This is a genomic window from Streptomyces sp. SYSU D01066-1, from assembly GCF_054956795.1.
Genome location: NZ_JBUDHV010000011.1, coordinates 104,942 through 127,923, shown reverse-complemented (window position 1 = coordinate 127,923; position 22,982 = coordinate 104,942). Strand labels below are relative to the sequence as shown.

Below are 22,982 nucleotides of genomic sequence, written 5' to 3'. Positions count from 1 at the left end.
GACGTACATGGTCACGCACGCCGCCGACAGCCACGACCTGATCCGGGTGCACGGGGCCCGGGAGAACAACCTCAAAGACGTCAGCGTCGAGATACCGAAGCGCCGGCTGACGGTGTTCACCGGGGTCTCGGGGTCGGGCAAGAGCTCGCTGGTGTTCGACACGGTCGCCGCCGAGTCGCAGCGGCTGATCAACGAGACGTACAGCGCGTTCGTGCAGGGGTTCATGGAGACGCTGGCCCGGCCGGAGGTCGACGTCCTCGACGGTCTGACGACGGCGATCATCGTCGACCAGTCCCGGCTGGGCGCCGACCCGCGCTCCACCGTCGGCACGGTCACCGACGCCAACGCGATGCTGCGCATCCTCTTCAGCCGCCTCGCCGAACCGCACGTCGGCCCGCCCGGCGCGTACTCCTTCAACGTCGCCTCGGTGTCGGCGAGCGGCGGCATCACCGTCGACCGGGGCACGGACAAGTCCAGGACGGAGAAGGTGACCTTCTCCCGCACCGGCGGCATGTGCACGCGCTGCGAGGGCCGCGGCACGGTCTCCGACATCGACCTCAACCAGCTCTACGACGACTCCAGGTCGCTGAACGAGGGCGCGCTGACGATCCCCGGCTACACGATGGACGGCTGGTACGGCCGCATCTACCGGGGCTGCGGCTTCTTCTCGCCGGACAAGCCGATCCGCGAGTTCACCGAGAGGGAACTGCACGCCCTCCTCCACCAGGAGCCGACCAAGATCAAGGTCGAGGGCGTCAACCTCACCTACGAGGGGCTGATCCCCAAGATCCGGAAGTCGATGCTGTCGAGGGACGTCGACTCGCTCCAGCCGCACGTCCGCGCCTTCGTCCTGCGGGCGACGACGACCGGGACGTGTCCCGACTGCGCCGGCACCCGGCTCACCCCGGCGGTCCGGGCCTCGACGATCGACGGCGTCTCGATCGCGGACGCCTGCGCGATGGAGATCCGCGACCTCGCCGAGTGGGTGCGCGGGCTGACGGACCCGTCGGTGGCGCCGCTGCTGACGGCGCTCCAGCACTCCCTGGACTCCTTCACCGAGATCGGCCTCGGCTACCTCTCCCTGGACCGTCCCGCGGGCACCCTGTCCGGCGGCGAGGCGCAGCGCGTGAAGATGATCCGCCACCTGGGCTCGTCGCTCACGGACGTCACGTACGTCTTCGACGAACCGACCGTCGGCCTGCACCCGCACGACATCCAGCGGATGAACGACCTGCTGCTGCGGCTGCGCGACAAGGGCAACACGGTGCTGGTGGTCGAGCACAAGCCGGAGGTGATCGCGATCGCCGACCACGTCGTCGACCTCGGGCCGGGCGCCGGTACGGCCGGCGGCACGGTCTGCTTCGAGGGCACCGTCGAGGGGCTGCGGGCGAGCGGCACCCTCACCGGCCGCCACCTCGACGACCGGGCGGCCGTGAAGGAGTCGGTGCGCGAGGCCACCGGCGCGCTGGAGATCCGCGGCGCGCGCACCCACAACCTGCGGGACGTCGACGTCGACATCCCGCTCGGCGTGCTGTGCGTGGTCACGGGTGTCGCGGGCTCCGGCAAGAGCTCGCTCGTGCACGGCTCGGTCCGCTCGGAGGACGGCGTGGTCCGGGTCGACCAGAGCCCGATCCGCGGTTCGCGGCGCAGCAATCCGGCGACGTACACAGGTCTGCTCGACCCGGTCCGCAAGGCGTTCGCCAAGGCCAACGGGGTCAAGCCGGCGCTGTTCAGCGCCAACTCCGAGGGTGCCTGCCCCACCTGCAACGGCGCCGGCGTCGTCTACACCGACCTCGGCATGATGGCCGGTGTCTCCACGACCTGCGAGGAGTGCGGGGGCCGGCGGTACGACGCGTCCGTCCTCGTCCACCGGCTCGGCGGCCTGGACATCGCCGAGGTGCTGGCGATGCCGGTGACCGAGGCGCTGGCCTTCTTCGCCGAGGGCGAGGCCCGCACCCCGGCCGCCCACAGGATCCTGACCCGCCTCTCCGAGGTGGGCCTGGGCTACCTCACCCTCGGCCAGCCGCTCACCACCCTCTCCGGCGGCGAACGGCAGCGGCTGAAGCTGGCGGTGCACATGGCGGAGAAGGGCGGTGTGTACGTCCTGGACGAGCCGACGTCGGGTCTGCACCTGGCCGACGTCGAGCAGTTGCTGGCCCTGCTGGACCGGTTGGTCGACTCCGGCAAGTCGGTCATCGTCGTCGAGCACCACCAGGCGGTCATGGCCCACGCGGACCGGATCATCGACCTGGGGCCGGGGGCCGGGCACGACGGCGGGCGGGTCGTGTTCGAGGGGACGCCGGCGGAGCTGGTGGCGGCCCGGTCCACGGTGACGGGCGAGCACCTGGCGGCGTACGTGGGGGCGTGACAGCGCCCGCGCGGTGGCGTCTTCGGGACGTCCGCGGGTCCTCACGGGATGGGTTCACGGCAATCTGTTCAACGTAGCGTGACGAGCCGTTACGTTCAGCGCGCGCATCCGCGCGAACCCGCGTGACGCCGTGCCGAACCGAGGAGTACACCGTGACCGGACCGTCCACCGCCCGCCCCGCCGACTCCGCCCGCCACTCCGGCGGGCTCGTGGTGACCGGCGGCCTGCCGGCCACCGCCGTCGTCGCCGTCGCCCTCGACCCCGCCGCGCTCGCCCGTGCCGCCGGTGTCTCCGACGACTTCGAGCCGCTCCACCTGTCCGACCACGCCTTGCTCACCGTCGTCGCGTGCTCGTCAGCTCCGGGGCCGGTGCGTCGTTCTGTCTGTCGTGAGCGGTGACCGCCGGTGACGAAGCCGCGGTCGACGAGGCCCGGGGCCCGGTCGGCCCGTCCACCGGGCAGCGTGGTGATCACGCGCCGACCGCGGACGGCGCCGGTGATGCCGAGCTCGCGCACCAGGCGTTCGACGTGCAGCGGACCACCGCGTGGCCCTGCCGGTCCAGCTCCTGCCAGATCTTCCTCGCGCCGTGGACACGGTAGGCGGCTTCGAAGACCTCGCTGATGTGCTTCTTCAGGTCGGCGTCCCGCACGGTCCTGGCGGACGGCGTGACCTGTCGTTCGTAGTGGGCGTAGTAGGTGGCAGGGGCGGTCTTGCAGTCGTGTGCGCTCAGCACACGGCAGATCGGCTCGACACCGCCGAAGCGGTCCTTGTGTCCGTCGATGAAGGCTACGAGCGCGTGTGTGGCCGGTCGAGCTCGGCCGCGAAGAAAAGAGGCCGCGGCCTGCAGGATCTCGTTCGCCCGCTCCAGCTCGGCGTTCTCCTCCAACCGCTTCAGCTCGGCCGGCTCCCCGCTCGTCGTGCCCGGCCGGGCCCCGGCGCCGGGCTGGTCCTGCCGCACCCGCTTGCGCAGCGTCTCGGTCGTGCCGATCCCGAGCGTGGACGCGACCGCTTTCATCGCGGCTCACTCGGTGTCGTAGTCGGCCGCACCTCAGCGACCCTCCGCACCGCATGACGACGCAGCTCAAGCGGGTAAGGGGGAAAGACATGCCATGACTCGATCATCTCGAATGATCGAGTCCCCACCGACCCCGGAACGGTTCATGGGGAGGTCTGTTCAAGGGTCTGAGCGCCGGTGCCGAACAGCGGCTGGAGCAGGTCGGCGAGGCCGTCGACCAGATCGGCGAGAACGGACATGGTGAGGAGCCCTCCGGGGGTCTCGTCGTGCCGGGTGAGGGGTACGGCGGGACCGGCGGACCGGGTGGGGCACGGAAAACGGTGAGCAGCTGCGCACCGGGTGCTCATGGGGTGCTCGGATGAGCGGCCTGTGAGCAGGGAGGGTGGAAGTGTGCCCGACGCGGCGCTCGCCGGGAGGGCGCGGCCGGGCGCTCGTGGCCTGCGGCGGCCGGCGGCGTCGGGATCGTGTTGCGCAGGAAGGCCGTGCGCCGGTCGCGGTCGCGGAAGCCGCCCGCGCCCTCACCCACACCCACGCCCCCCCCTGGGACACCGCACGATCGCTGCCGGGTCTCCCTGTGATCGCAACTATGACGATGCGGCAGGATGCGGGGCGGCCCGCACAGGCGGTGCCGGCGAAGGCGCGGTCCCAGGTCCTCGTTGCTCACCGGGCGGTGCCCTCGGGCAGGATCCCGGCGGCGACGGTGGCACCGTGTCGGATGCCGGCGATCGCGCGGGCATCCGTGATATCCGTGACGGCGTCCGTCTTGTGTGTTCCAAGGTGCTTCTCCGCGCTTCACTCTCATGGGTGAAGGCGGGTATGTGGCTCGTCAAAGGACCTCCGAGGTGGACGGGATGGGGTCAGGGGTGGTGACGGCGCCGACGGCCGCCGGACAGATCCCCGGGGTCGGTGAGACCAGCGCTCGCATGGGGGTGTGATGCGAACGTCGAGGCTGGGCGGCGAGGGTCAGAAGTACGCGCTGACCCCGGATGAGGACGACAGGGATCTCTGAGGCTTTGCTCACGAGGCAGAGGGGTTGTTCACGCCCCTGCCGGGTGAGCAAGGCGCCCGCCGAGTGCACCTCGCGGGTTGTCTCCCGCAGGGTGGCCTACTGAGGTGCGTTGACCACGTCGGCAGTCGTCGTGCCGTGGCGGGGAACGCCTGGTTCGAGCTCCTCGACGGTGACGGTGCCATCATGGGGTCCTACTTCGTCAACGAGGTCACCGTCATCGACGTCAAGCCCTCCGCCAGCGGTGCCGGCCTCGTCGACCTCACGGTGACGCTCTGGTGCGAGAACGCCCTGCCCGGGGCGGAACGACCGTGGGAGCTGATCCGCACCGGTCACCTGGACCACACCGGAATGTGGCACGAACTCGCGCCAAGGACCGATACGCGTGGCTGTCGGTGGCCCTGTGGTCCCGGGAGCACCGACGCCAGGGAAGCCCGAGGCGCCTGCAGGCCAGGTGTTCACCTTGGACGGCCGACATGTCGTTGACCGGGGCACCTTCTACCGCGCGATCGGTGAGGCCATCAACGGACCCGGTGGATACTTCGGCTGGAACCTGGACGCCCTGGACGGCTGTCTGAGAGGCGGCTGGGTCGCGACCACTCCGTTCATCTCGCGCTGGGACTCCTCGGCCGAGGCTCGGGCACGGTCGGCAGAGCGTGTGCCCGTCGGCGATCGCGAGCTTGTGCTGTTCGACCGCCTACTGGAGATCTTCGAGGTACGAGGTGTGAGCGTCACCTTCGGTGAGAGCCTGTGAACCAGCCCCGTCTGCGCGCAGCGGCGTCCGGTGCGCCCGCCCTCCGGGCGGACGGCGGTTTGTTCACAGGCCCTGAGCTGAACCGCTGACGGGCTGGTTCCGGAATACGCCAGAGACCTGCCTTCTGCCAGCGGCAGAACACCGACCCGACCGGGCTCGGTGATCACTACAGTCCAGGCTCATGACGACAGTTACAACCCGCACGATCGAGTACACGGCCGACGGCCTGACGATGATCGGGCACCTCGCGCTCCCGGCCGGTGTCGACCGCCGGCCCGCGGTCCTGGTCGGGCCCGAGGGGGTGGGGCTCAGTGACGTCGAGCGCCGCCGGGCCGATGCGCTCGCCGAGCTGGGATACGTGGCGCTGGCCTTCGACCTCCATGGCGGGCGCTATTTGGGCGACCCTGAGGAGATGCTGGCCCGTTGCGTGCCGCTGCTCGCCGACCCCGACCGGATGCGAGGCATCGGCCACGCGGCGCTCGACGTGCTCCGCGCCGAGCCGCGGACCGACCCGGACCGGATCGCCGCCGTCGGCTACGGCACCGGGGGCGCAATCGCGCTGGAACTCGGGCGCGACGGCGTCGACCTGCGCGCGATCGCGACAGTCAACGGACTGACCACGGGCCGACCAGGCGAGACGGCGCGCATTCACTGCCCGGTGTGGGCCGGGGTCGGGTCGGAGGACCCGATCATGCCGCCCGCGCAACGGGACGCGTTCACCGCCGAAATGCAGGCTGCGGGCGTCGACTGGCGCCTCGTGGTCTACGGGGGCGCCTTGCACGCCTTCCATCACCCACCGGTCGACCACATCGTGCTTCCCGGGGTCGGTTATCACCCTCAGCACGCGCAGCGAGCTTGGCGGGACGTCGTCGAGCTGCTCGCCGAGTGCCTGCCCGGAACGGTTCACGGCACCGGGCGGTAATTCGCCTGGATACCGCCCCATCACGCGCAGGCACGCTTCGACAGTGCCCTCCACGGGAGGGTATGCGAGGGCAGCCTCGTCCAGCACGGCGATCTCACCGACAAGGTGCGGTTCCATCGCCTGCACGCCGCCCGGGAAACAACCGACCAGGGCCCCGAAGGCTGCCGTGTCATTGCCGTCGGCGACGCACTCCCGGATCTCGAGACGCCAGTGCTCGGCCGCATCGGCAAGCAGCGTCCTGCCCCGCTTGTCCAGTCCAGCGAGGAAAGCTGCGCGAGCTCGCAGATGGTGGGCGATGGCGCAGCGGATCGGGACCGCTGCGCCGTAGGACGCCGTCACCCGCGTGTACTCGGCGTGAGGACAGGACGACAGGGCCCCGTCGACCAGCCCCAACGCGGTGTCCCGCGCCGTCGGGTGACCCTGCTGAGCGATGTCCAGGAGCAGAGGGGCCGTGACCGCAGCCGCCGGAAACACCGCGGCACTGTGGCCATGGACGATTCCGCCGCCGAGCAGCGAGCCAGCCTCCGCCGCCTCCACCAGGTTCACCGCATCGGCCAGCGCGCGCAGACCGCGGGCGGCACGAGCCGGTTCATACCAGTCGGAAGGGCCTGGTACGGCATCCCGGTCCACCGCGTCTGTCGCATCCGACACGGCAGCATCCTCACACCTGGCTGCTACCCACTGCTCCAGGGCCCGACGATCCCTTGTGAATCGTTCCGTCAGGAATTCCAGGGCAAATCATGGGGCTCCCATTCCCGTCGGGGCGCGCACAGGCCCTCGGCGAGCACGTCTCCACCCAGGGTCAGCGAGGTGCGGGTACGCCGAACGGAGACCGCCCGGGCGCCGTGACCGGCCCGGTCCTCAGCGCCGTACCGCCTCCACCTGTTCCGGAACATGCCCGGCGACCACCCGGCCGGCGCTCGGCGTGGCCGTCCTGCGGTCCACCGCCCACGCCACGCCCGCGACCAGCAGGCCGAGCACCGCCAGCGCGGAGCCCGCCAGGGCCGGGGAGGTGGTGCCCAGGCCCGCCGCCAGGGCGAGGCCGCCGATCCAGGCGCCGCCCGCGTTGGCCAGGTTGAAGGCGGCCTGGTTGGCGGAGGAGGCCAGGGACGGGGCCGCCGACGCCTTCTCCATGACCATCAGCTGGAGCGGGGAGCTGGTGACGAAGGCCGTGGCGCCGAGCAGGAGCACCGCCACCGCGGCCGTGACCTGGGTGCTGAAGAGGACGGGGAACAGGGCCAGGACGACGGCCAGGGAGGCCAGGCCGCCGAGCAGCGTGCCGCGCAGGGAGCGGTCGGCCAGGCGTCCGCCCAGCAGGTTGCCGGCCGTCGCGCCCACGCCGAACAGCGCCAGCAGCAGCGTCACGCTGGTGTCGGCGTACCCGGCGGCGTCGGTGAGCATCGGCGTGATGTAGCTGTACGCGCAGAACAGCGCGCCGAAGCCGGCGACCGTCGTGCCGAGAGCCAGCCAGACGGGGACGGACCCCAGCGCCCGCAGTTCGCCGCGCAGGCCGCCGGTCGCCCCGCTCGGCGCCCGGTCGCGGGGGACGAGGAACAGCAGCGCGGCCATCGCGGCCACGCCGATCGCGCTGACGCCGAGGAAGGTGGCCCGCCAGCCCAGGGACTGGCCCATGGCGGTGGCCGCGGGGACGCCGACGATGTTGGCGACGGTCAGGCCGAGGAACATCAGGGAGACGGAGCGGGCCTTGCGTTCGGGAGCGACCATGCCGGTGGCGACCACCGCGCCGACGCCGAAGAAGGCGCCGTGCGGCAGACCGCTGAGGAAGCGGGCGACGAGCAGGGACGTTTCTCCGGGGGCGGCGGCCGACAGGGCGTTGCCGACGACGAACAGGGCCATCAGGCCGATGAGGACGCTACGGCGGGCCATGCGGGCGGTCACCGCCGCCAGCAGCGGGGCGCCGACGACGACGCCGAGGGCGTAGGCCGAGACCAGGTGACCGGCGGCGGGGATGGAGATGCCGAGGTCGTCCGCGACGTCGGGCAGCAGGCCCATCATCACGAACTCGGTGGTGCCGATGCCGAAGGCGCCCACGGCGAGGGCGAGCAGGGCCAGGGGCATGAAGGGGGTCACCTTTCGGGAGCGTTATGTTCCTCTGCGGAACAAAGTCTCTCAGGGTGAGTATTCCGTCAGGTGACGGGTGGGTTTCGGCGAACGGTCGGGACGAGGATGAGCTGGGCTTTCAGGACGCCGATGTGTCGACCTTCACACGCGCCGCGACCGGCAGGTGGTCGCTGCCCGTCGCCGGCAGGGTCCAGCTGCTCTCCGGTTCGAGGCCCCGGACCAGGATCTGGTCGATCCGCGCCAGCGGGAACGACGCCGGCCAGCTGAACCCGAACCCGTCCCCCGCCGCGCCCTGCGTGGAGCGCAGCTGGGAGGTGACCGCGTTGAGCGCGCGGTCGTTCACCGTGCCGTTCAGGTCACCGAGCAGCACGACCTTGTCCAGCGCCTCCCGCTCTATGGCCTGCCCCAGCGCGTCGGCGCTGCGGTCCCGCTGCCGGGCCGTGAACCCGGCCGCCGGCCTCACCCGCACCGAGGGCAGGTGGGCGACGTAGAAGGCGACCTCGCCGGCCGGGGTGGCGACGGTGGCGCGCATCGCGCGGGTCCAGCCCAGCTTGATGTCGACGGAGTCGACGTCGCTCATCGGGTACGTGCTCCACAGGCCGACGGTGCCGACGACCCGGTGGTACGCGTACACCGGCTCCAGCGCCTTCTCGTACGTCGGCACCTCCGACGCCCGCAGCTCCTCCAGCGCCACCACGTCCGCGCCCGAGGCGGCGACCGCGCGGGCGGTGCCGGCCGGGTCGGCGTTGTCGGCGTTGACGTTGTGGGTGGCCACGGTGAGGTCGCCGCCGCCGTGGGACTTGGCGGTGAGCAGGCCGCCGAAGAGGTCCGCCCACACCACGGCCGGGACCAGGAGCGCGATCAGCGCGGTCGCCGACCTGCGGACCAGGGCGATCAGCAGCAGTACGGGGACCAGCAGGCCGAACCACGGCAGGAAGGTCTCGGTGAGGCTGCCCAGGTTGCCGACCGCGTTCGGGATGCGCGCGTGCCCGGCCATGACGCCGGCCAGCAGGACGGCCGCCACGGCGGTGACCACGCCCCGGCGCCAGATCCGGCGGTCCCCGCGCCAGCCCCCGGTCAGCCGGCCGAGCAGGCGCCGCAGCCGGTCCAGCGGGCGCGGCCGTCGGTCCGGACGGCGCTCCGGCCCGGCGCCGCCGTCGTCCGTCTCCGCCATGTGAACCTGCTGCGCCATGCCCTCGTCGCCTCACTGCCTGCTGTGCACACGGTCACCCCGTGCGACCACCCTAGGGGATCGGAACGTGCCCTTCCGGCCCTCCCCCACGGGGCCGTACGGGCAGGGGGACGTGCACGCGGGGGCGCGCGGCGGGCCACGGGCGCTCCGCCGGGCGAGTCCGTGCGGGGCCCCTAGCCGTCCCCGGCCGCGAGGTGCCACCATGGAGGTGGTCCGGGGACGCCGTCAGGGCGCCTCGAGATGACATGAAGGAGCCGTTGCCATGACGCAGCTCTCGGCTGCCCGGAACGCACCGACCGACAAGCCCTCCGACGGCAGCGGCAAGGCGCTGTACGGGGGCAAGGGCACCCACCGCATCACCGTCCGGGACATCGCGCTGGCCAAGGAGCGCGGCGAGAAGTGGCCCATGCTCACCGCGTACGACGCGATGACCGCGTCCGTGTTCGACGAGGCCGGCATCCCGGTCATGCTGGTCGGCGACTCGGCGGGCAACTGTCACCTGGGCTACGACACCACCGTCCCCGTCACCCTCGACGAGATGACCATGCTGTCGGCCGCCGTGGTCCGGGGCACCAGGCGGGCCCTGATCGTCGCCGACCTGCCCTTCGGCTCGTACCAGGAGAGCCCGGCGCAGGCGCTGCGCTCGGCGACCCGGCTGGTGAAGGAGGCGGGCGCCGGGGCCGTGAAGCTGGAGGGCGGTGAGCGCTCGCACGGGCAGATCCGGCTGCTCGTCGAGGCCGGCATCCCGGTGATGGCGCACATCGGCCTCACCCCGCAGTCCGTGCACGCCATGGGCTACCGGGTGCAGGGCCGCGGCGAGGAGGCCGCCCAGCAGCTGCTGCGGGACGCCAAGGCCGTGCAGGACGCGGGCGCCTTCGCGGTGGTCCTGGAGCTGGTGCCGGCCGAGCTGGCCGCCGAGGTGACCCGGACGCTGCACATCCCGACCGTCGGCATCGGCGCCGGTCCCCGGACGGACGCACAGGTGCTGGTGTGGACCGACATGCTCGGGCTGACCGGCGGGCGGGTGCCGAAGTTCGTGAAGAAGTACGCCGACCTGCGCACCGTCATGGGCGACGCGGCGAAGGCGTTCGCCGAGGACGTCGTGGGCGGAACGTTCCCGCAGGAGGAGCACTCCGTCCACTGACCAGTCCGTACAAGCCACTGCGGTACGACGCCGGGCCCCGCCGATCTTCCCCCGTCGGCGGGGCCCCGCCATGCCCCGCGGGCGGATGTCGGTGATCTGTCGGCCGTCTGTCGGTGGGGGCTGGCACCGTCGTCGGCATGAAGCGAACCGACAACCGCCCCGGCGGCGCGCGCCCCGCCGTCCGTGTCCGGGGGCTGGTCAAGCACTACGGCGAGACCAAGGCGCTGGACGGCGTCGACCTGGACGTGCGCGAGGGCACCGTGATGGGCGTGCTCGGGCCGAACGGCGCCGGCAAGACCACGCTGGTGCGCGTCCTGTCCACCCTGATCACCCCCGACTCCGGCGAGGCCGCCGTCGCCGGGTACGACGTGCTGCGCCAGCCCCGGCAGCTGCGCCGCGTCATCGGACTCACCGGGCAGTACGCGTCGGTCGACGAGAAGCTGCCCGGCTGGGAGAACCTCTACCTGATCGGCCGCCTGCTCGACCTGCCCCGCAAGGACGCCCGCGCGCGCGCCGACGAGCTGCTGGAGCGGTTCTCGCTCACCGACGCCGCCAGGCGCCCCGCGCGTACGTACTCCGGTGGCATGCGGCGGCGCCTGGACCTGGCGGCGTCCATGATCGGGCGGCCCGCCGTGCTGTTCCTGGACGAACCCACCACCGGTCTGGACCCGCGCACCCGCAACGAGGTGTGGGACGAGGTCAAGGCCATGGTCGGGGACGGGGTGACGGTCCTGCTGACCACCCAGTACATGGAGGAGGCCGAGCAGCTCGCCTCCGAGCTGACCGTCGTGGACCGCGGCAGGGTCATCGCGCACGGCGGCGTCGAGGAGCTGAAGGCGAAGGTCGGCGGGCGCACCCTGCGGGTGAGGCCGGCCGACCCGGAGCAGTTGCGGCCGATGGCCGCGTTCCTGGACGGGCTCGGCATCACCGGGCTCGCCTCCACCACCGTCGACACCGAGCGCGGCGCCGTGCTGGTGCCGGTCCTCAGCGACGAGCAGCTGACCGCGGTGGTCGGCGCGGTCACCGCGCAGGGCGTCACGCTCTCCTCCGTCACCACCGAACTGCCCAGCCTGGACGAGGTCTTCCTGTCCCTCACCGGCCACCGCGCCAGTGCCCCGCAGGACCCCGCGCCCGCCACCGACACCCGCGAGGAGGTCGCCGTATGAGCGCCACCACCGTCACCACGGCCGACGCCCGGATCCCGCTGCGCGGCCACGTCCGGCACACCGGGGCCCTGATACGCCGCAACCTGCTGTGGATCCGGCAGGACCCGGAGTCGATGTTCGACGCGCTGCTGATGCCGGTCGTCTTCACCCTGCTGTTCGTGTACGTCTTCGGCGGCTCGATCGGCCAGGCGCTGGGCGGCGGACAGGACGGCTACGTCCAGTACGTGATCCCCGGCATGATCGCGATGATGAGCATGAGCCTGTCGCAGGGCGTCGGCACCGGGTTCAGCCAGGACTTCAACTCCGGGGTGATGGACCGGTTCCGGTCACTGCCGATCGGGCGCGGCTCGGTGCTGTTCGCGAAGATCGCGGTGGAGCTGGCGCGGATGCTGTTCGCCACCGCGGTGCTGATGGTCGTCGCCGTGCTGGTCGGCTTCGACATCGAGCACTGGGGCGGGCTGCTGGCGACCGTGGGGCTGTCCGCCGCGTTCGCCTCCTCGATCATGTGGGTGTTCCTCACCCTCGGCGTGATCCTGAAGAACGCGCAGTCCGTGCAGGCGATGGGGTTCCTGGTGCTGTTCCCGCTCCAGTTCGGCTCGTCGATCTTCGCGCCGACCGCGTCGATGCCGGGCTGGCTGCAGGCCTTCACCGACTACAACCCGCTCTCCACGCTCGCGGACGCCGCGCGCGGACTGATGGTGGGCGGTCCGGTCGCGCACGACCTGTGGATCACGCTGGGCTGGTCGGCGGCGATCACGGCGGTGATGGCGCCGGTGGCGATCCACAAGTTCCGCACGAAGAGCTGACGCGTCTCACACGAGGGCGCCGGCCTCCGCCAGGGAGAGGCCGGCGCCCTCGGCGTACGCGGCCTCGTACTCCTCCTCCCCCAGCGCGGCCCGGGCCCACTCGGTGGCCCGCAGCCGCACCGCCCGTTCCATGCCCTCCTCGGCCTGGCCGGACGGCCGCAGCGCGGCGGCGGCGCCGAGGCAGCGGGCGGCGTCGCGGGCCCGGCCGCCGCCGTCGATCCGGGCCAGCGGCAGGGCGGCGATCACCAGGTGGACGGAGCGCAGGTGCGGCGCGATGGCCACCGACAGCGGGTCGTCGCTGCGCGCCAGCGCCCGGCGGGCCTTGTCCAGGGCGGTGTCGTAGTGCCCCTCCAGCGCGTCGATCCAGGACTCGGTGCCCAGGATGAAGGCGTCGAAGACGACGAAGTGGGTGAGTCTGAAGTTCCGCCGCATGAGCCGCAGTTGCTCCCGGGCCTCGGCGGTCCGTCCGGTCCGGGCCAGCCAGCCGGCCAGGAACAGCCGGGCGGCGGGCATGGCGCTGTTGTGGCCGCCGTCGTCGGAGCGCTCGGCGACCTCGCGCAGGATGCGCTCGCCCCGTTCCGCCTCCCGGCCGTCCTCCAGCAGCGAGCCGGCGAGCCGGGCCTCCAGCACGTCCACCTGGGCGTGGGCGCCCAGCCGTCGCGCGTACCGCGCGGCGGCCTCGTAGTCGGCGGCGGCGAGCCGGTACGCGCCGCCGCGTTCGCGGGACTCGGCGCGGGCGGAGAGGGCCTCGGCCAGACCCCACTCGTCACCCAGGCGCCGGTAGATCTCCAGCGACTCGTCGGCGTCGCGGGCGGCGTCGCCCGCCCAGTCGGAGCGGTTGGAGAGGATGATCGCACGCCACTGGAGCACGCAGGCCAGCTCCCACTCGAAGCCCGGGGTGGTGCGGCAGGTGCGCACGGTGGCGTCCAGGATGACGCGCAGCCGGTCCATGTCGCCGGTGAGCACCACGGCGAAGAACCAGAACAGGCCGGGGCTGCGGCAGGTCTGCGGCAGCCCCGGCTCGTACGTGGCGGCGATCGCCCGCAGCTTCGCCTGCCCCGCCGGGGTCTGCCAGATGTCCAGCTCGGTGTCCATGCAGGCCAGCTGGGACAGGCGCACGCCGCGCCGGGCCTCGGCGAGGACCTCGCCGGTCATCGGGGGCGGGGCGCTCGTGCACCGCTCCAGGACGGGGGCCGCGGGCACCGGCGGGTCGGTGAACGGGTCCGGGCCCAGCGCCATGACCTCCTTGCTCCAGGCGCGGGCCTCGATCCGCAGGTCGCGTACGAGCCAGTACCAGGTCAGTGACAGCACCAGGCACAGCGCCTCCTGCTCGTCGCGTTCGGCCACGGCGTGCCGCAGCGCGGTGCGGATGTTCTCGTACTCCCGCTCCAGGCGGGCGATGGCGGCCAGCTGGTCCCGGCCGCGCAGCAACGGGTCGGTGGTGCGGGCCAGTTCGCGGTAGTACGTCAGGTGGGCGCGCTCGGCGGGGGCCCGTCCGCCGGCCTCGTCGAGCCGTTCGCCCGCGTACTCGGCGACGGTCTCCAGGAGCCGGTAGCGCATCTCGCCGCCGTCCCCGGCGGGGGCGGCCACCACCAGGGACTTGTCGACGAGGGAGCCGAGCGCCTCCAGGGCCGCGGGGCCGCAGACCGCCTCGGCGGCGGCCAGGTCGCAGCCGCCGGCGAACACCGACAGGCGGCGCAGCACGTCCCGTTCGTCCTCGTCCAGCAGCTCCCAGGACCAGTCGACGACGGCGCGCAGGGTCTGCTGGCGGGGCAGGACGGTGCGGCTGCCGGAGGTGAGCAGGCGGAAGCGGTCGTCGAGCCGGTCGGCTATCTGGCGGGGGGTCAGGACGCGCAGCCGGGCGGCGGCCAGTTCGATGGCGAGCGGCAGGCCGTCCAGGCGGCGGCAGATCTCGGCGCAGGCGTCGGGGTCGTCCTCGACGCGGAAGCCGGGGCGGGCGGCGTTGCCCCGGTCGGCGAGGAGCCGCAGCGCGGACGGCTCGGGCAGCGGTTCCACCGGCCGCACCAACTCACCCGGTACGCCCAGGGGTTCGCGGCTGGTGGCGAGGACGGTGACGCCGGGGCAGCGGGTGAGGAGTTCCTCGGCTAGGCGGGCGGCGGCGTCGACGAGGTGCTCGCAGTTGTCGAGGACGAGCAGCATCCGGCGCCGCCCGCAGTGCTCGACGAGGCGTTCGACGGCGGTGGCGGGCCGTTCGGCGGCGACCCGCAGCTCCTCGGCGCCGGCGCCGTAGAGCACGGTCTCGCGGGCGCCCACGGCGGTCAGTACGGCCTCGGGTACGGCGGCGGGGTCGTCGACCGGGGCGAGTTCGGCGAGCCAGGCGCCGTCCCGCGCGGTGTCCCCGGCGGTCTCGGCGGCTTCCAGGGAGAGCCGGGTCTTGCCGGAGCCGCCGGGGCCCAGCAGGGTGACGAGCCGGGTGGCGCGCAGGTCGGCGCGGAGCGTGGCGAGGTCGGTGTCCCGGCCGACGAAGGAGGTGAGGCGGGCCCGGAGGTTGCCCCGGGGGCGGGCCGGCGGGCCGTTCCGGGCGGGGGCCGGGGGACGGTCGTGGCCGGCGGACCGGTCGCGGTCCCGGTACCGGTCGCGGTCCTGGGGCGGCGGGGCCGGTTCGGTACCGGAGCGCAGCAGTGCGGCGTGGAGGGCCCGCAGGTCCGGGCCGGGGTCGGAGCCGAGCCGGTCGGCGAGCAGCCGGCGTACGTCCTCGTAGGCCGCCAGGGCCTCGGCGGTGCGGCCGGTGTCGCGCAGGGCGCGCAGCCGCAGCGCCTGGAGGGGTTCGTCCAGGGGGTGGGTGTCGCACAGGGCGGTCAGCTCGGGCAGGGACCGCTCGGCGTCGCCGAGCCGCAGCGCGGCGGTGTGCCGGGCGCGCAGCGCGGCCAGGCGCCGGGCCTCCCAGCGGGCCGCCTCGGCGGTGCGGTCGGGCAGGTCGGCCAGGACCGGGTCGCGCCACAGCGCCAGCGCGTCGTCGAGGACGCCGGCCGCCTTGTCCGGGTCGCCGTCGGCCAGCGCGCGGGCGCCCTCGCCGGCCAGCCGCTCGAAGCGGTGCAGGTCGACGTCGTCGGGGACGGCGGTGAGCCGGTAACCGCCGTCGGCCAGGGCGACCGCGTCCGCGCCGAGCACCCGGCGCAGCCGTCCGACCAGGGCCTGGAGGGCGCCGGTGGCGTCGGCGGGCGGGTCGCCGTCCCACACCTGGTCGACCAGCAGGCCGGGCGGCACGGTCCGGCCCGCGCGCAGTGCCAGCACGGTCAGCAGCGCGCGCAGCCGCGCCCCGCCGACCGGGACGGTGCTGTCGTCGGGGCGGATCGCCTGGGTGGTGCCGAGGATGCGGTAGCGCACGGGGTCCATTGTCCCCGGGGACGCGCCGGCGCCGCCTCCGGTTTCACGGGGCTCCGGTCTCACCGGGCTCCGGTCTCAGGGGGCGTGGACCCGCGGGGCGTGGAACCGCGGGTCCCCCGTGGCGCGTTCCCACCTCGGCACCGGTACGGTCGAGCCTTCCGCCGCGCCCGGACCGTACTGCCCGAGTCACGAACCCGGACCACACTGCCCGAACCACACTGCCCGGACCACGACCCCGGACCGGACCACTCGCCCGGACCGCGAACCCCGACCACCGAGCCCGACCACCGACCCTCGAGCACCGAGCCCGAGCACCGACCCCGAGCACAGGAGCCCCGCTGTCATGACCACCGCCCCCGCCCGCCCCGGTGACCGGCGGGTGTCCCCCGTCTTCCTCGGGATCGTCGCCGTCGCCGCGGTCACCGGCTGGGCCGCCTGGACCGGGTTCGCCGAGCAGCCGGGCCTCGCGGTGTTCCTGTTCGTGACGGCCGCCTGGGTCGTCTCCCTGTGCCTGCACGAGTACGCGCACGCCCGCACCGCCCTGCACAGCGGGGACATCTCGGTCGGCGCCAAGGGCTATCTGACGCTGAACCCCGCGAAGTACACGCACGCGCTGCTCAGCATCGTGCTCCCCGTCGTCTTCGTGATCATGGGCGGCATCGGTCTGCCGGGCGGCGCGGTCTTCATCGAGCGGGGCCGCATCCGGGGCCGCTGGCGGCACAGTCTGATCTCGGCGGCGGGCCCGCTGACCAACGCGGCGTTCGCCGTCGTGTGCACCGCCCCGTTCTGGCTGGACGCGCTGGACGGCGTACCGCGCGACTTCCGCCTGGCCCTGGCGTTCCTGGCGCTGCTCCAGGTCACGGCGGCGATCCTGAACTTCCTGCCGGTGCCGGGGCTGGACGGCTACGGGGTGATCGAGCCCTGGCTGTCGTACCGGGTGCGGCGGCAGCTGGAGCCGTTCGCCCAGTTCGGGCTGCTGTTCGTGTTCGCGCTGCTGTGGATCCCGGTGCTGAACGGCGTGTTCTTCGACGCGATCGACGCCGTGCTGGGGTGGCTGGGGATCGGTGACGCCGACTCGTACTGCGGCTTCGAGCTGTACCGCTTCTGGCAGACCGACGAGCTCTGCACGACGGGTGCGTGACTCAGGCGCGGCGGCGCTTGAGGTAGTACCAGCACATGTTGGACGACAGTCCCGCCAGCAGCACCCAGACCACGCCGACCAGGACGGCGCCCTGGGTGAAGGAGACGACGGCCGCCACCACGGCGAGCACGCAGACGATCAGGGCGTAGAGGGCGAGGCGGGGCATGGGGTCGGCTCCTGTCGGGGGGACACGGGCGGTCTGGCTGCTGCCCACCAGTGTCCCCCATCGCCTCATACGTCCGTGACGCGGAGTCCCGCGTGGGCCTTGTAGCGGCGGTTGACGGAGATCAGGTTGGCGACCAGGGACTCGACCTGGTGGGCGTTGCGCAGCCGCCCGGCGAAGATCCCGCGCATGCCGGTGACGCGGCCGGCCAGCGCCTGGACGATCTCCACGTCCGCGCGGGCCTCGCCGAGCACCATCACGTCGGTGTCGATCGCCTCGATCTGCGGGTCCTGGAGCAGGACGGCGGACAGGTGGTGGAAGGCGGCGGTGACCCGGCTGTCGGGGAGCAGGGCGGCGGCCTGTTCGGCGGCGCTGCCCTCCTCGGGCTTGAGGGCGTAGGCGCCCTTGTTGTCGAAGCCGAGCGGGTTGACGCAGTCCACGACCAGCTTGCCGGACAGCTCCTCGCGCAGGGAGGCGAGGGTGTCGCCGTGTCCCTCCCAGGGCACGGCGACGATCACGACGTCGCTGCGGCGGGCGGTCTCGGCGTTGTCGGCGCCCTCGACGCCGAGGCCGATCTCCTCGGCGGCGGCCCGGGCGCGGTCGGCGGCCCGGGAGCCGACGATCACCTTCTGGCCGGCCCGGGCGAGGCGGTAGGCGAGGCCCCTGCCCTGCGGGCCGGTCCCGCCGATGACGCCGACGACCAGGCCGGATACGTCGGGGAGGTCCCAGGGGTCCTTGGCGGGGGCTTTCTTCTGTGCGGCGCTGCCGGTATCGGTAGAGGTCATGGGCCGACTCTATGCGGGTCCGCCGGCGGACACGGCGAGCCGCCGGAAGGTGATCGTCCCGTACGGTCCGTCGTCGCCGGTCTCGTAGAGCAGGCCGACCGAGCGGTCACCGAGGGGGACCAGGTCGGAGTAGGCGGCGGGGCGGTCGTCGAGGGTGAGGGCCGGGTGCCAGCCGGTGCCGCCGTCGGTGGAGACGCGCAGGGTCATCCGGGCGCGGGCGGCGGGGTCGGCGGGGCCGGAGAAGAGCAGGGGGCCGGCGCCGGGGAGGGCGAGGACACTGCCCTGGCAGACGGGTCCGGGCAGGTCCGGCTGGAGGCGGAAGGGGGCGGTCAGGGTCCGGCCGCCGTCCTCGGAGTACGCGTCGGCGCGGGGGCCGGGCGACGGGGGCATGGTGCGGGCGTTGACGTAGAGGCGGCCGTCGGGGAGTTCGGCGGCGGTGGACTCGTTGGCGGCGACGCGGGCGGCGGTGCCGTCGCCGTCGTCGACGTAGCCGAGGTGCCAGGTGGCGCCGTCGTCGTCGCTGAACAGGCAGTGACCGCCGTCGGGGCCGTCGGGCAGGGAGTGGTTGGCGGGGACGACGACGCGGCCGGTGCGCAGGCGCAGGGCGTGGCCGGGGCCGGTGGCGTACCAGCGCCACTCCGGGCGCTTGACCCGGTCGGTGATCTCCCGGGGCGGGGACCAGGTGAGTCCGTCGTCGTCGCTGTGCGTCACCCACACGCGGCGCCCGTCCTCGGCGGTGACCTCGCCGCGGCGGATGGCGGCCTCGGTGGCGTGCGCGGCGTTGCGGACGTGGACGAGCAGGACGCGGCCGGTGCCGAGGACGACCGGGGACGGGTTGCCGGCCAGGCCGTCGCCGTTCTCGGCGGCGATGATCAGGGGGCCCCAGGTGCGGCCGCCGTCGGTGGAGCGCCTGACGGCGACGCGGATGGTGCCGTGGTCGGCGGGGCCGGCGGCGCGGGCCTCGCAGAAGGCGAGGACGGTGCCGGCCGCGGTGCGGACGGTGGCGGGGATGCGGTAGCTGGCGTGGCCGTCCTCGCCGGCGCGGAAGGGGACGGAGGGGACGCCCTCCGGGCGGGTGCCGGGACCTGCGGCGGTCATGGGGGCTCCTGTTGTCGTGGGCGGGTGCGGGTGGTCCGTGGTTGCTCGCGCGGTTCCCCGCGCCCCTTGGGGGACGTGCGGTCGACGCGCCCCGCAGGGGCGCGGGGAACTGGCCATCCCCTACCCGCACCCGCCCCGCGGGATCACTCGCGCTCCGGCGCGTCGTGCCACTTCGGGTCGTTCTCCCACTGGAGGTCGCGCTCGCGCGCCGTCCGCATCGCCTGCTCCGCCTCCGTGCGCGACGGGTAGGGGCCGAAGCGGTCCTTGGCCGGGCACTCCGGCCCCTCCTCGACCTTCTGGTGCTGGAGGCAGTAGTACCACTCGCCCGGTCTGCCGACCGTACGCTTCTTGAACAGGGCCATGACCGGCTCCTTTCGCCAGATGCCGCGGGGGACATGGTCTCTTATGCCCGCTGGTTAGACTCGCTGACATGTCTGGCCAGTCGCTGCTCGTTCCAGGGAAGCTTTCTCCCAACCGTTCCGTACCCGGAAACATCCGCCGGCCCGAGTACGTCGGCAAGCCCGCCCCGGCCCCGTACACCGGTCCGGAGGTGCAGACGCCCGAGACGATCGAGGCGATGCGGGTGGCCGGGCGGATCGCCGCGCGGGCGATGGAGGAGGCCGCGAAGCTCATCGCGCCGGGTGTGACCACGGACGAACTGGACCGGGTGGCGCACGAGTACATGTGCGACCACGGGGCCTATCCGTCGACGCTCGGCTACCGGGGCTTCCCCAAGTCGCTGTGCACCAGCGTCAACGAGGTGATCTGCCACGGCATCCCGGACTCCACGGTGCTGCGCGACGGCGACATCGTCAACCTCGACGTGACGGCGTACATCGGCGGCGTGCACGGCGACAACAACGCCACCTACCTGGTCGGTGACGTCGACGAGGAGAGCCGGCTGCTGGTCGAGCGGACCCGGGAGTCGCTGAACCGCGCGATCAAGGCGGTCAGGCCGGGCCGGCAGATCAACGTCATCGGCCGGGTCATCGAGTCGTACGCGAAGCGGTTCGGGTACGGCGTGGTGCGGGACTTCACCGGGCACGGGATCAACTCGTCGTTCCACTCGGGGCTGATCGTCCCGCACTACGACAGCCCGCACGCCACGACCGTCATCCAGCCCGGGATGACCTTCACGATCGAGCCCATGCTGACGCTGGGCACGCACGAGTACGAGATGTGGGACGACGGCTGGACGGTCGTGACGAAGGACCGCAGGCGCACGGCCCAGTTCGAGCACACCCTGGTGGTCACGGAGACCGGCGCGGAGATCCTCACGCTGCCCTGACGCCCGAGCGCCCCCGCCGACCCGCTCTCCTCCGGAGGGCGGGTCTTTTCACGCGCCGCCGGGTACGCTCTTGCCGACAGGACGTCGGCAAACCATTGACTTAGGTTAGCCTAACCATAGAAGATCGGCGCATGGACTCCTTCTCGACGCTCATCCGCACCGCCTCCCACGCGCAGCACACGGAGGCCGAGACCTCGACGTTCATGAGCGACCTGCTCGGCGGCCGGCTCGGCGTGGACGCCTACGCGCGCTACACCGAGCAGCTGTGGTTCGTGTACGAGGCGCTGGAGGCCGCCGCCGGGCGGCTCGCGGCCGACCCGGTGGCCGGTCCCTTCATCCGGCCGGAGCTGGAGCGGCTGCCGTCGCTGGAGCGCGACCTGGCGCATCTGCGGGGCGCGGGGTGGCGGGCGGGGCTGGCCCCGCTGCCGGCCACCGAGGCGTACGCGGCCCGGGTGCGGGAGTGCGCCGAGCGGTGGCCGGCCGGTTATGTCGCCCACCACTACACCCGCTACCTGGGCGATCTCTCCGGCGGCCAGATCATCCGCGACCGGGCCGAGCGGACCTGGGGTTTCGCGAGGAAGGGCGACGGGGTCCGGTTCTACGTCTTCGAGGAGATCACCAACCCGGCCGCGTTCAAGCGCGGTTACCGGGAGCTGCTGGACGGCGTCCGGGCCGACGAGCTGGAGCGGCAGCGGATCGTGGCCGAGTGCAAGCGGGCGTTCGCCCTGAACACGGCGGTCTTCCGGGCGCTGGGCGAGGAGTTCCCGCTCAGCGCGTAGCCGGCGGTGGGGGCGCCGGGCCGGGGCGGTGCTCCGCCCCGGCGCCCCGTTCAGGGGGTCAGCAGGTCTCGCGGACGTACTCGTCGCCGCCGGGGGTGGTGACGTCGTAGTCGCGCTTGACGATGCTGAGCGTGCCGCCCCAGCCGGCGCAGGCGTTGGCCATGCCCTCGTCGTCGTACTCGATGACGATCACGTGGTCGTCGAAGGCGTCGGTGTAGGTGTCGCACTCCTCGTACTTGCCGCACTCCTCCGCCACCGCGAAGTCGAGGCCGTTGGCCTCGCGGTTCTCGGCCAGGTCGGCGGTGTTCTTCTGGGCGATCGCCAGGCCGGCGGCGTGCGCGCGCTCCGCCAGCAGCCGGATCAGCGCCTGGGCCTGGGAGGCGTCGAGCAGGTCGCCGAAGCGGTCGTAGGTGTCGTAGTTGTCCGGCTCGACGGCCTGGTAGCCCTTGGCGGCGCAGTCGTCGATCCAGCCGCCCACCTTCTCGGCGATGGCCTTGCGGTTGGCCTCGGTGGTGATGTCGAGGACGGCCTCGCCGGCCCACTCGTCGTCGTAGACGACGTTGCCGTCGGCGTCCTCGAGCAGCAGGTCCTTCCACTCGTCGGTGGCGCCGGGCTGCGTCTGGAAGGCGTTGACGTAACAGATGTTGTACAGGCCGCTGACCGGGGAGTCCTCGTGGTCGCGGGTGACCACCTCGACGCCGGCGGGCGGGGTGTAGGCGCCGCCGATCTGGTAGTCGAAGTCCGCGCCGGCGGGGGGCAGGGTCACCGACGGCGTGGCGGCGCCGGCGCCGAGCGGGGCGCCCGCCACGACGGCCAGCGCGACGGTGACCGCGCCGGCCAGGAACAGGGTCTTGCGGGAGGTCAGGGAATGACGGCTCATACGGCGAGCTCCATGCGGTTGCGGGTACGTCCCCGCCTCGGACGCCGGCGGCGGTCCTGGCGACTCGGTCCGGGCTCTGGCCGGGGGGCCAATTACCGGCTGGGCGCACCTCTTTCGCCGACTGTGGGGGCCGGCGCCGCCCGAGTAAACCGATCACTGGTTGCCCTGTCAAGAACGGTCGGTGACGGGAGGTCAGCGCTCCAGGAACACCCTTCCGCCGATCTCCACCCACCCCTGCGGCTGGGGTGCCGTCAGGAGCTGAGAACCGGCGCCCTGGGTGATGTTGAGCGCCCGGCCCAGCCGGTCGGTGAGCAGCAGGGCCGCCGCGCCCGTCGCCTCGTCCTCGTCGATGCCCCCGGCGCAAGCACCGGCTCCACCGGAGCGGCTTTCGCCGCGCTCATCGGTGCGGCCGGGGAAGGCCCGGGCGCGGATCCGTCCGGCCGCCTCGTCCTCCCAGGCCCAGGCGTAGATCCACTCCCCCTTCGGCGGCACCGGCAGGTCGTCGACCTCGGCGGGGGTGGCGTACTGGCGCAGGGTGCGCGGCGGGACCCACTGCGCGCGCGCCTCGATCCAGCTGAACTCGCCGTCCTGCCGGGCGCCCGCCACCCCGGCGGGGGTGACGAGTTCGCCCACGTCGAGCAGCCAGGCCGTGCCGACGCAGGAATGGCCGGCGAAGGGCAGGCGCAGGGTGGGGGTGTAGATGTCGATGACGCCGCGCTCGGGGTCGTCGACGAACACGGTCTCTCTGAAGCCGAGTTCGGCGGCGAAGGCCTGGCGCTCCGCCCGCTCCGGCAGGACGGAACCGTCCCGGACGACGCCGAGTTCGTTGCCGTAGCCGCCGTTCGCCGCGCAGAAGACGCGCAGCACGTCGTAGTCAGTCACGGGAGCATTGAAGCACCGGGAAACGCCGCGGGGCCCCGGTGGCGGGGGGCGGCGGGGCCGGCACGGGCACGGCCGGCGGGAGCCGTACGGTCCACGGCACCGGCTCCGCCGCCCGGTCCGGCCCGGTGCCGCCGGGCCCGGTGCCGCCCCGGCCGCCCCGCGCC

At 73.1% G+C, this 22,982-nt stretch carries 20 protein-coding genes and 1 pseudogene; 10 read left to right on the top strand and 11 right to left on the bottom strand.

The window, feature by feature from the left end; all coding sequences use genetic code 11:
- The first annotated feature begins 7 nt into the window (after positions 1 to 7).
- On the top strand, positions 8 to 2,368 hold the full coding sequence (locus tag ACY1JF_RS13920; RefSeq protein ID WP_462705396.1) for an ATP-binding cassette domain-containing protein: 2,361 nt from the start codon (positions 8 to 10) through the stop codon (positions 2,366 to 2,368).
- 152 nt (positions 2,369 to 2,520) lie between these two features.
- Positions 2,521 to 2,766 carry a hypothetical protein gene (locus ACY1JF_RS13915; protein WP_462705395.1) on the top strand — a complete coding sequence of 82 codons (246 nt, stop codon included), beginning with the start codon at positions 2,521 to 2,523 and terminating at the stop codon, positions 2,764 to 2,766.
- A 70-nt stretch (positions 2,767 to 2,836) separates the two neighbouring features.
- Here the strand turns inward: ACY1JF_RS13915 and ACY1JF_RS13910 are convergent, their stop codons facing one another.
- Positions 2,837 to 3,382, bottom strand: coding sequence for a hypothetical protein (locus ACY1JF_RS13910; protein ID WP_462705394.1), 546 nt, complete (start codon positions 3,380 to 3,382; stop codon positions 2,837 to 2,839).
- Positions 3,383 to 3,777: 395 nt separating this feature from the next.
- Positions 3,778 to 3,884, bottom strand: a pseudogene (locus ACY1JF_RS13905) (DUF6412 domain-containing protein); the annotation flags it as partial.
- Positions 3,885 to 4,773: 889 nt separating this feature from the next.
- Between ACY1JF_RS13905 and ACY1JF_RS13900 the strand changes: the two are divergent.
- A complete protein-coding gene (locus tag ACY1JF_RS13900; protein WP_462705393.1) occupies positions 4,774 to 5,142 on the top strand; it encodes a barstar family protein in 369 nt (122 codons plus the stop codon).
- A 181-nt stretch (positions 5,143 to 5,323) separates the two neighbouring features.
- Positions 5,324 to 6,064 (top strand): dienelactone hydrolase family protein, encoded by a 741-nt coding sequence (locus tag ACY1JF_RS13895; RefSeq protein WP_462705392.1) that lies wholly within the window; start codon positions 5,324 to 5,326, stop codon positions 6,062 to 6,064.
- An 861-nt stretch (positions 6,065 to 6,925) separates the two neighbouring features.
- Here ACY1JF_RS13895 and ACY1JF_RS13890 read toward each other — a convergent pair.
- Positions 6,926 to 8,143, bottom strand: coding sequence for an MFS transporter (locus ACY1JF_RS13890; RefSeq protein ID WP_462705391.1), 1,218 nt, complete (start codon positions 8,141 to 8,143; stop codon positions 6,926 to 6,928).
- Between the two features lie 121 nt (positions 8,144 to 8,264).
- Complete coding sequence (locus ACY1JF_RS13885) at positions 8,265 to 9,338, bottom strand: endonuclease/exonuclease/phosphatase family protein (RefSeq protein ID WP_462705390.1); 1,074 nt, start codon at positions 9,336 to 9,338, stop codon at positions 8,265 to 8,267.
- Between the two features lie 262 nt (positions 9,339 to 9,600).
- On the opposite strand from ACY1JF_RS13885, the gene panB reads away from it, so the two are divergent.
- From panB to ACY1JF_RS13870, 3 genes are all read left to right on the top strand, one after another.
- Positions 9,601 to 10,482 (top strand): 3-methyl-2-oxobutanoate hydroxymethyltransferase, encoded by an 882-nt coding sequence (panB, locus tag ACY1JF_RS13880; RefSeq protein ID WP_462705389.1) that lies wholly within the window; start codon positions 9,601 to 9,603, stop codon positions 10,480 to 10,482.
- Positions 10,483 to 10,619: 137 nt separating this feature from the next.
- Positions 10,620 to 11,648 (top strand): ATP-binding cassette domain-containing protein, encoded by a 1,029-nt coding sequence (locus ACY1JF_RS13875; RefSeq protein ID WP_462705388.1) that lies wholly within the window; start codon positions 10,620 to 10,622, stop codon positions 11,646 to 11,648.
- Positions 11,645 to 12,454, top strand: a complete 810-nt coding sequence (locus ACY1JF_RS13870) for an ABC transporter permease (protein ID WP_462705387.1) — start codon at positions 11,645 to 11,647, stop codon at positions 12,452 to 12,454. Before ACY1JF_RS13875 ends, ACY1JF_RS13870 begins: the two co-directional genes overlap by 4 nt.
- A 6-nt stretch (positions 12,455 to 12,460) precedes the next feature.
- Here the strand turns inward: ACY1JF_RS13870 and ACY1JF_RS13865 are convergent, their stop codons facing one another.
- The gene (locus tag ACY1JF_RS13865) at positions 12,461 to 15,811 is read right to left on the bottom strand and encodes an AfsR/SARP family transcriptional regulator (protein ID WP_462705386.1); all 3,351 of its coding nucleotides are present in this window, start codon (positions 15,809 to 15,811) and stop codon (positions 12,461 to 12,463) included.
- Between the two features lie 334 nt (positions 15,812 to 16,145).
- Between ACY1JF_RS13865 and ACY1JF_RS13860 the strand changes: the two genes are divergently transcribed.
- Entirely contained in the window at positions 16,146 to 16,943 is a 798-nt protein-coding gene (locus ACY1JF_RS13860; RefSeq protein WP_462705385.1) for a site-2 protease family protein, read from the top strand.
- Between the two features lies 1 nt (position 16,944).
- Here ACY1JF_RS13860 and ACY1JF_RS13855 read toward each other — a convergent pair whose 3' ends face one another.
- The 4 genes from ACY1JF_RS13855 to ACY1JF_RS13840 all read right to left on the bottom strand — a co-directional run bounded on the left by ACY1JF_RS13855 (position 16,945) and on the right by ACY1JF_RS13840 (position 19,351).
- Positions 16,945 to 17,109, bottom strand: coding sequence for a hypothetical protein (locus ACY1JF_RS13855; protein WP_462705384.1), 165 nt, complete (start codon positions 17,107 to 17,109; stop codon positions 16,945 to 16,947).
- Positions 17,110 to 17,174: 65 nt separating this feature from the next.
- The gene (gene npdG / locus ACY1JF_RS13850) at positions 17,175 to 17,891 is read right to left on the bottom strand and encodes an NADPH-dependent F420 reductase (RefSeq protein WP_462705383.1); all 717 of its coding nucleotides are present in this window, start codon (positions 17,889 to 17,891) and stop codon (positions 17,175 to 17,177) included.
- A 9-nt stretch (positions 17,892 to 17,900) separates the two neighbouring features.
- Positions 17,901 to 18,989, bottom strand: coding sequence for a sialidase family protein (locus ACY1JF_RS13845; RefSeq protein WP_462705382.1), 1,089 nt, complete (start codon positions 18,987 to 18,989; stop codon positions 17,901 to 17,903).
- Between the two features lie 143 nt (positions 18,990 to 19,132).
- The gene (locus ACY1JF_RS13840; RefSeq protein WP_462705381.1) at positions 19,133 to 19,351 is read right to left on the bottom strand and encodes a hypothetical protein; all 219 of its coding nucleotides are present in this window, start codon (positions 19,349 to 19,351) and stop codon (positions 19,133 to 19,135) included.
- Between the two features lie 68 nt (positions 19,352 to 19,419).
- Between ACY1JF_RS13840 and map the strand changes: the two genes are divergently transcribed.
- Both map and ACY1JF_RS13830 read left to right on the top strand, forming a co-directional pair.
- Positions 19,420 to 20,277: a type I methionyl aminopeptidase gene (map, locus tag ACY1JF_RS13835; RefSeq protein ID WP_462705380.1), complete on the top strand. Its 858-nt coding sequence runs from the start codon at positions 19,420 to 19,422 to the stop codon at positions 20,275 to 20,277.
- A gap of 131 nt (positions 20,278 to 20,408) precedes the next feature.
- Positions 20,409 to 21,056 (top strand): biliverdin-producing heme oxygenase, encoded by a 648-nt coding sequence (locus ACY1JF_RS13830; protein ID WP_462705379.1) that lies wholly within the window; start codon positions 20,409 to 20,411, stop codon positions 21,054 to 21,056.
- A 58-nt stretch (positions 21,057 to 21,114) separates the two neighbouring features.
- Here ACY1JF_RS13830 and ACY1JF_RS13825 read toward each other — a convergent pair whose 3' ends face one another.
- Both ACY1JF_RS13825 and ACY1JF_RS13820 read right to left on the bottom strand, forming a co-directional pair.
- A complete protein-coding gene (locus ACY1JF_RS13825; RefSeq protein ID WP_462705378.1) occupies positions 21,115 to 21,936 on the bottom strand; it encodes an endo alpha-1,4 polygalactosaminidase in 822 nt (273 codons plus the stop codon).
- A gap of 192 nt (positions 21,937 to 22,128) precedes the next feature.
- A complete protein-coding gene (locus tag ACY1JF_RS13820) occupies positions 22,129 to 22,818 on the bottom strand; it encodes a PhzF family phenazine biosynthesis protein (RefSeq protein WP_462705377.1) in 690 nt (229 codons plus the stop codon).
- Positions 22,819 to 22,982: the final 164 nt, after the last annotated feature.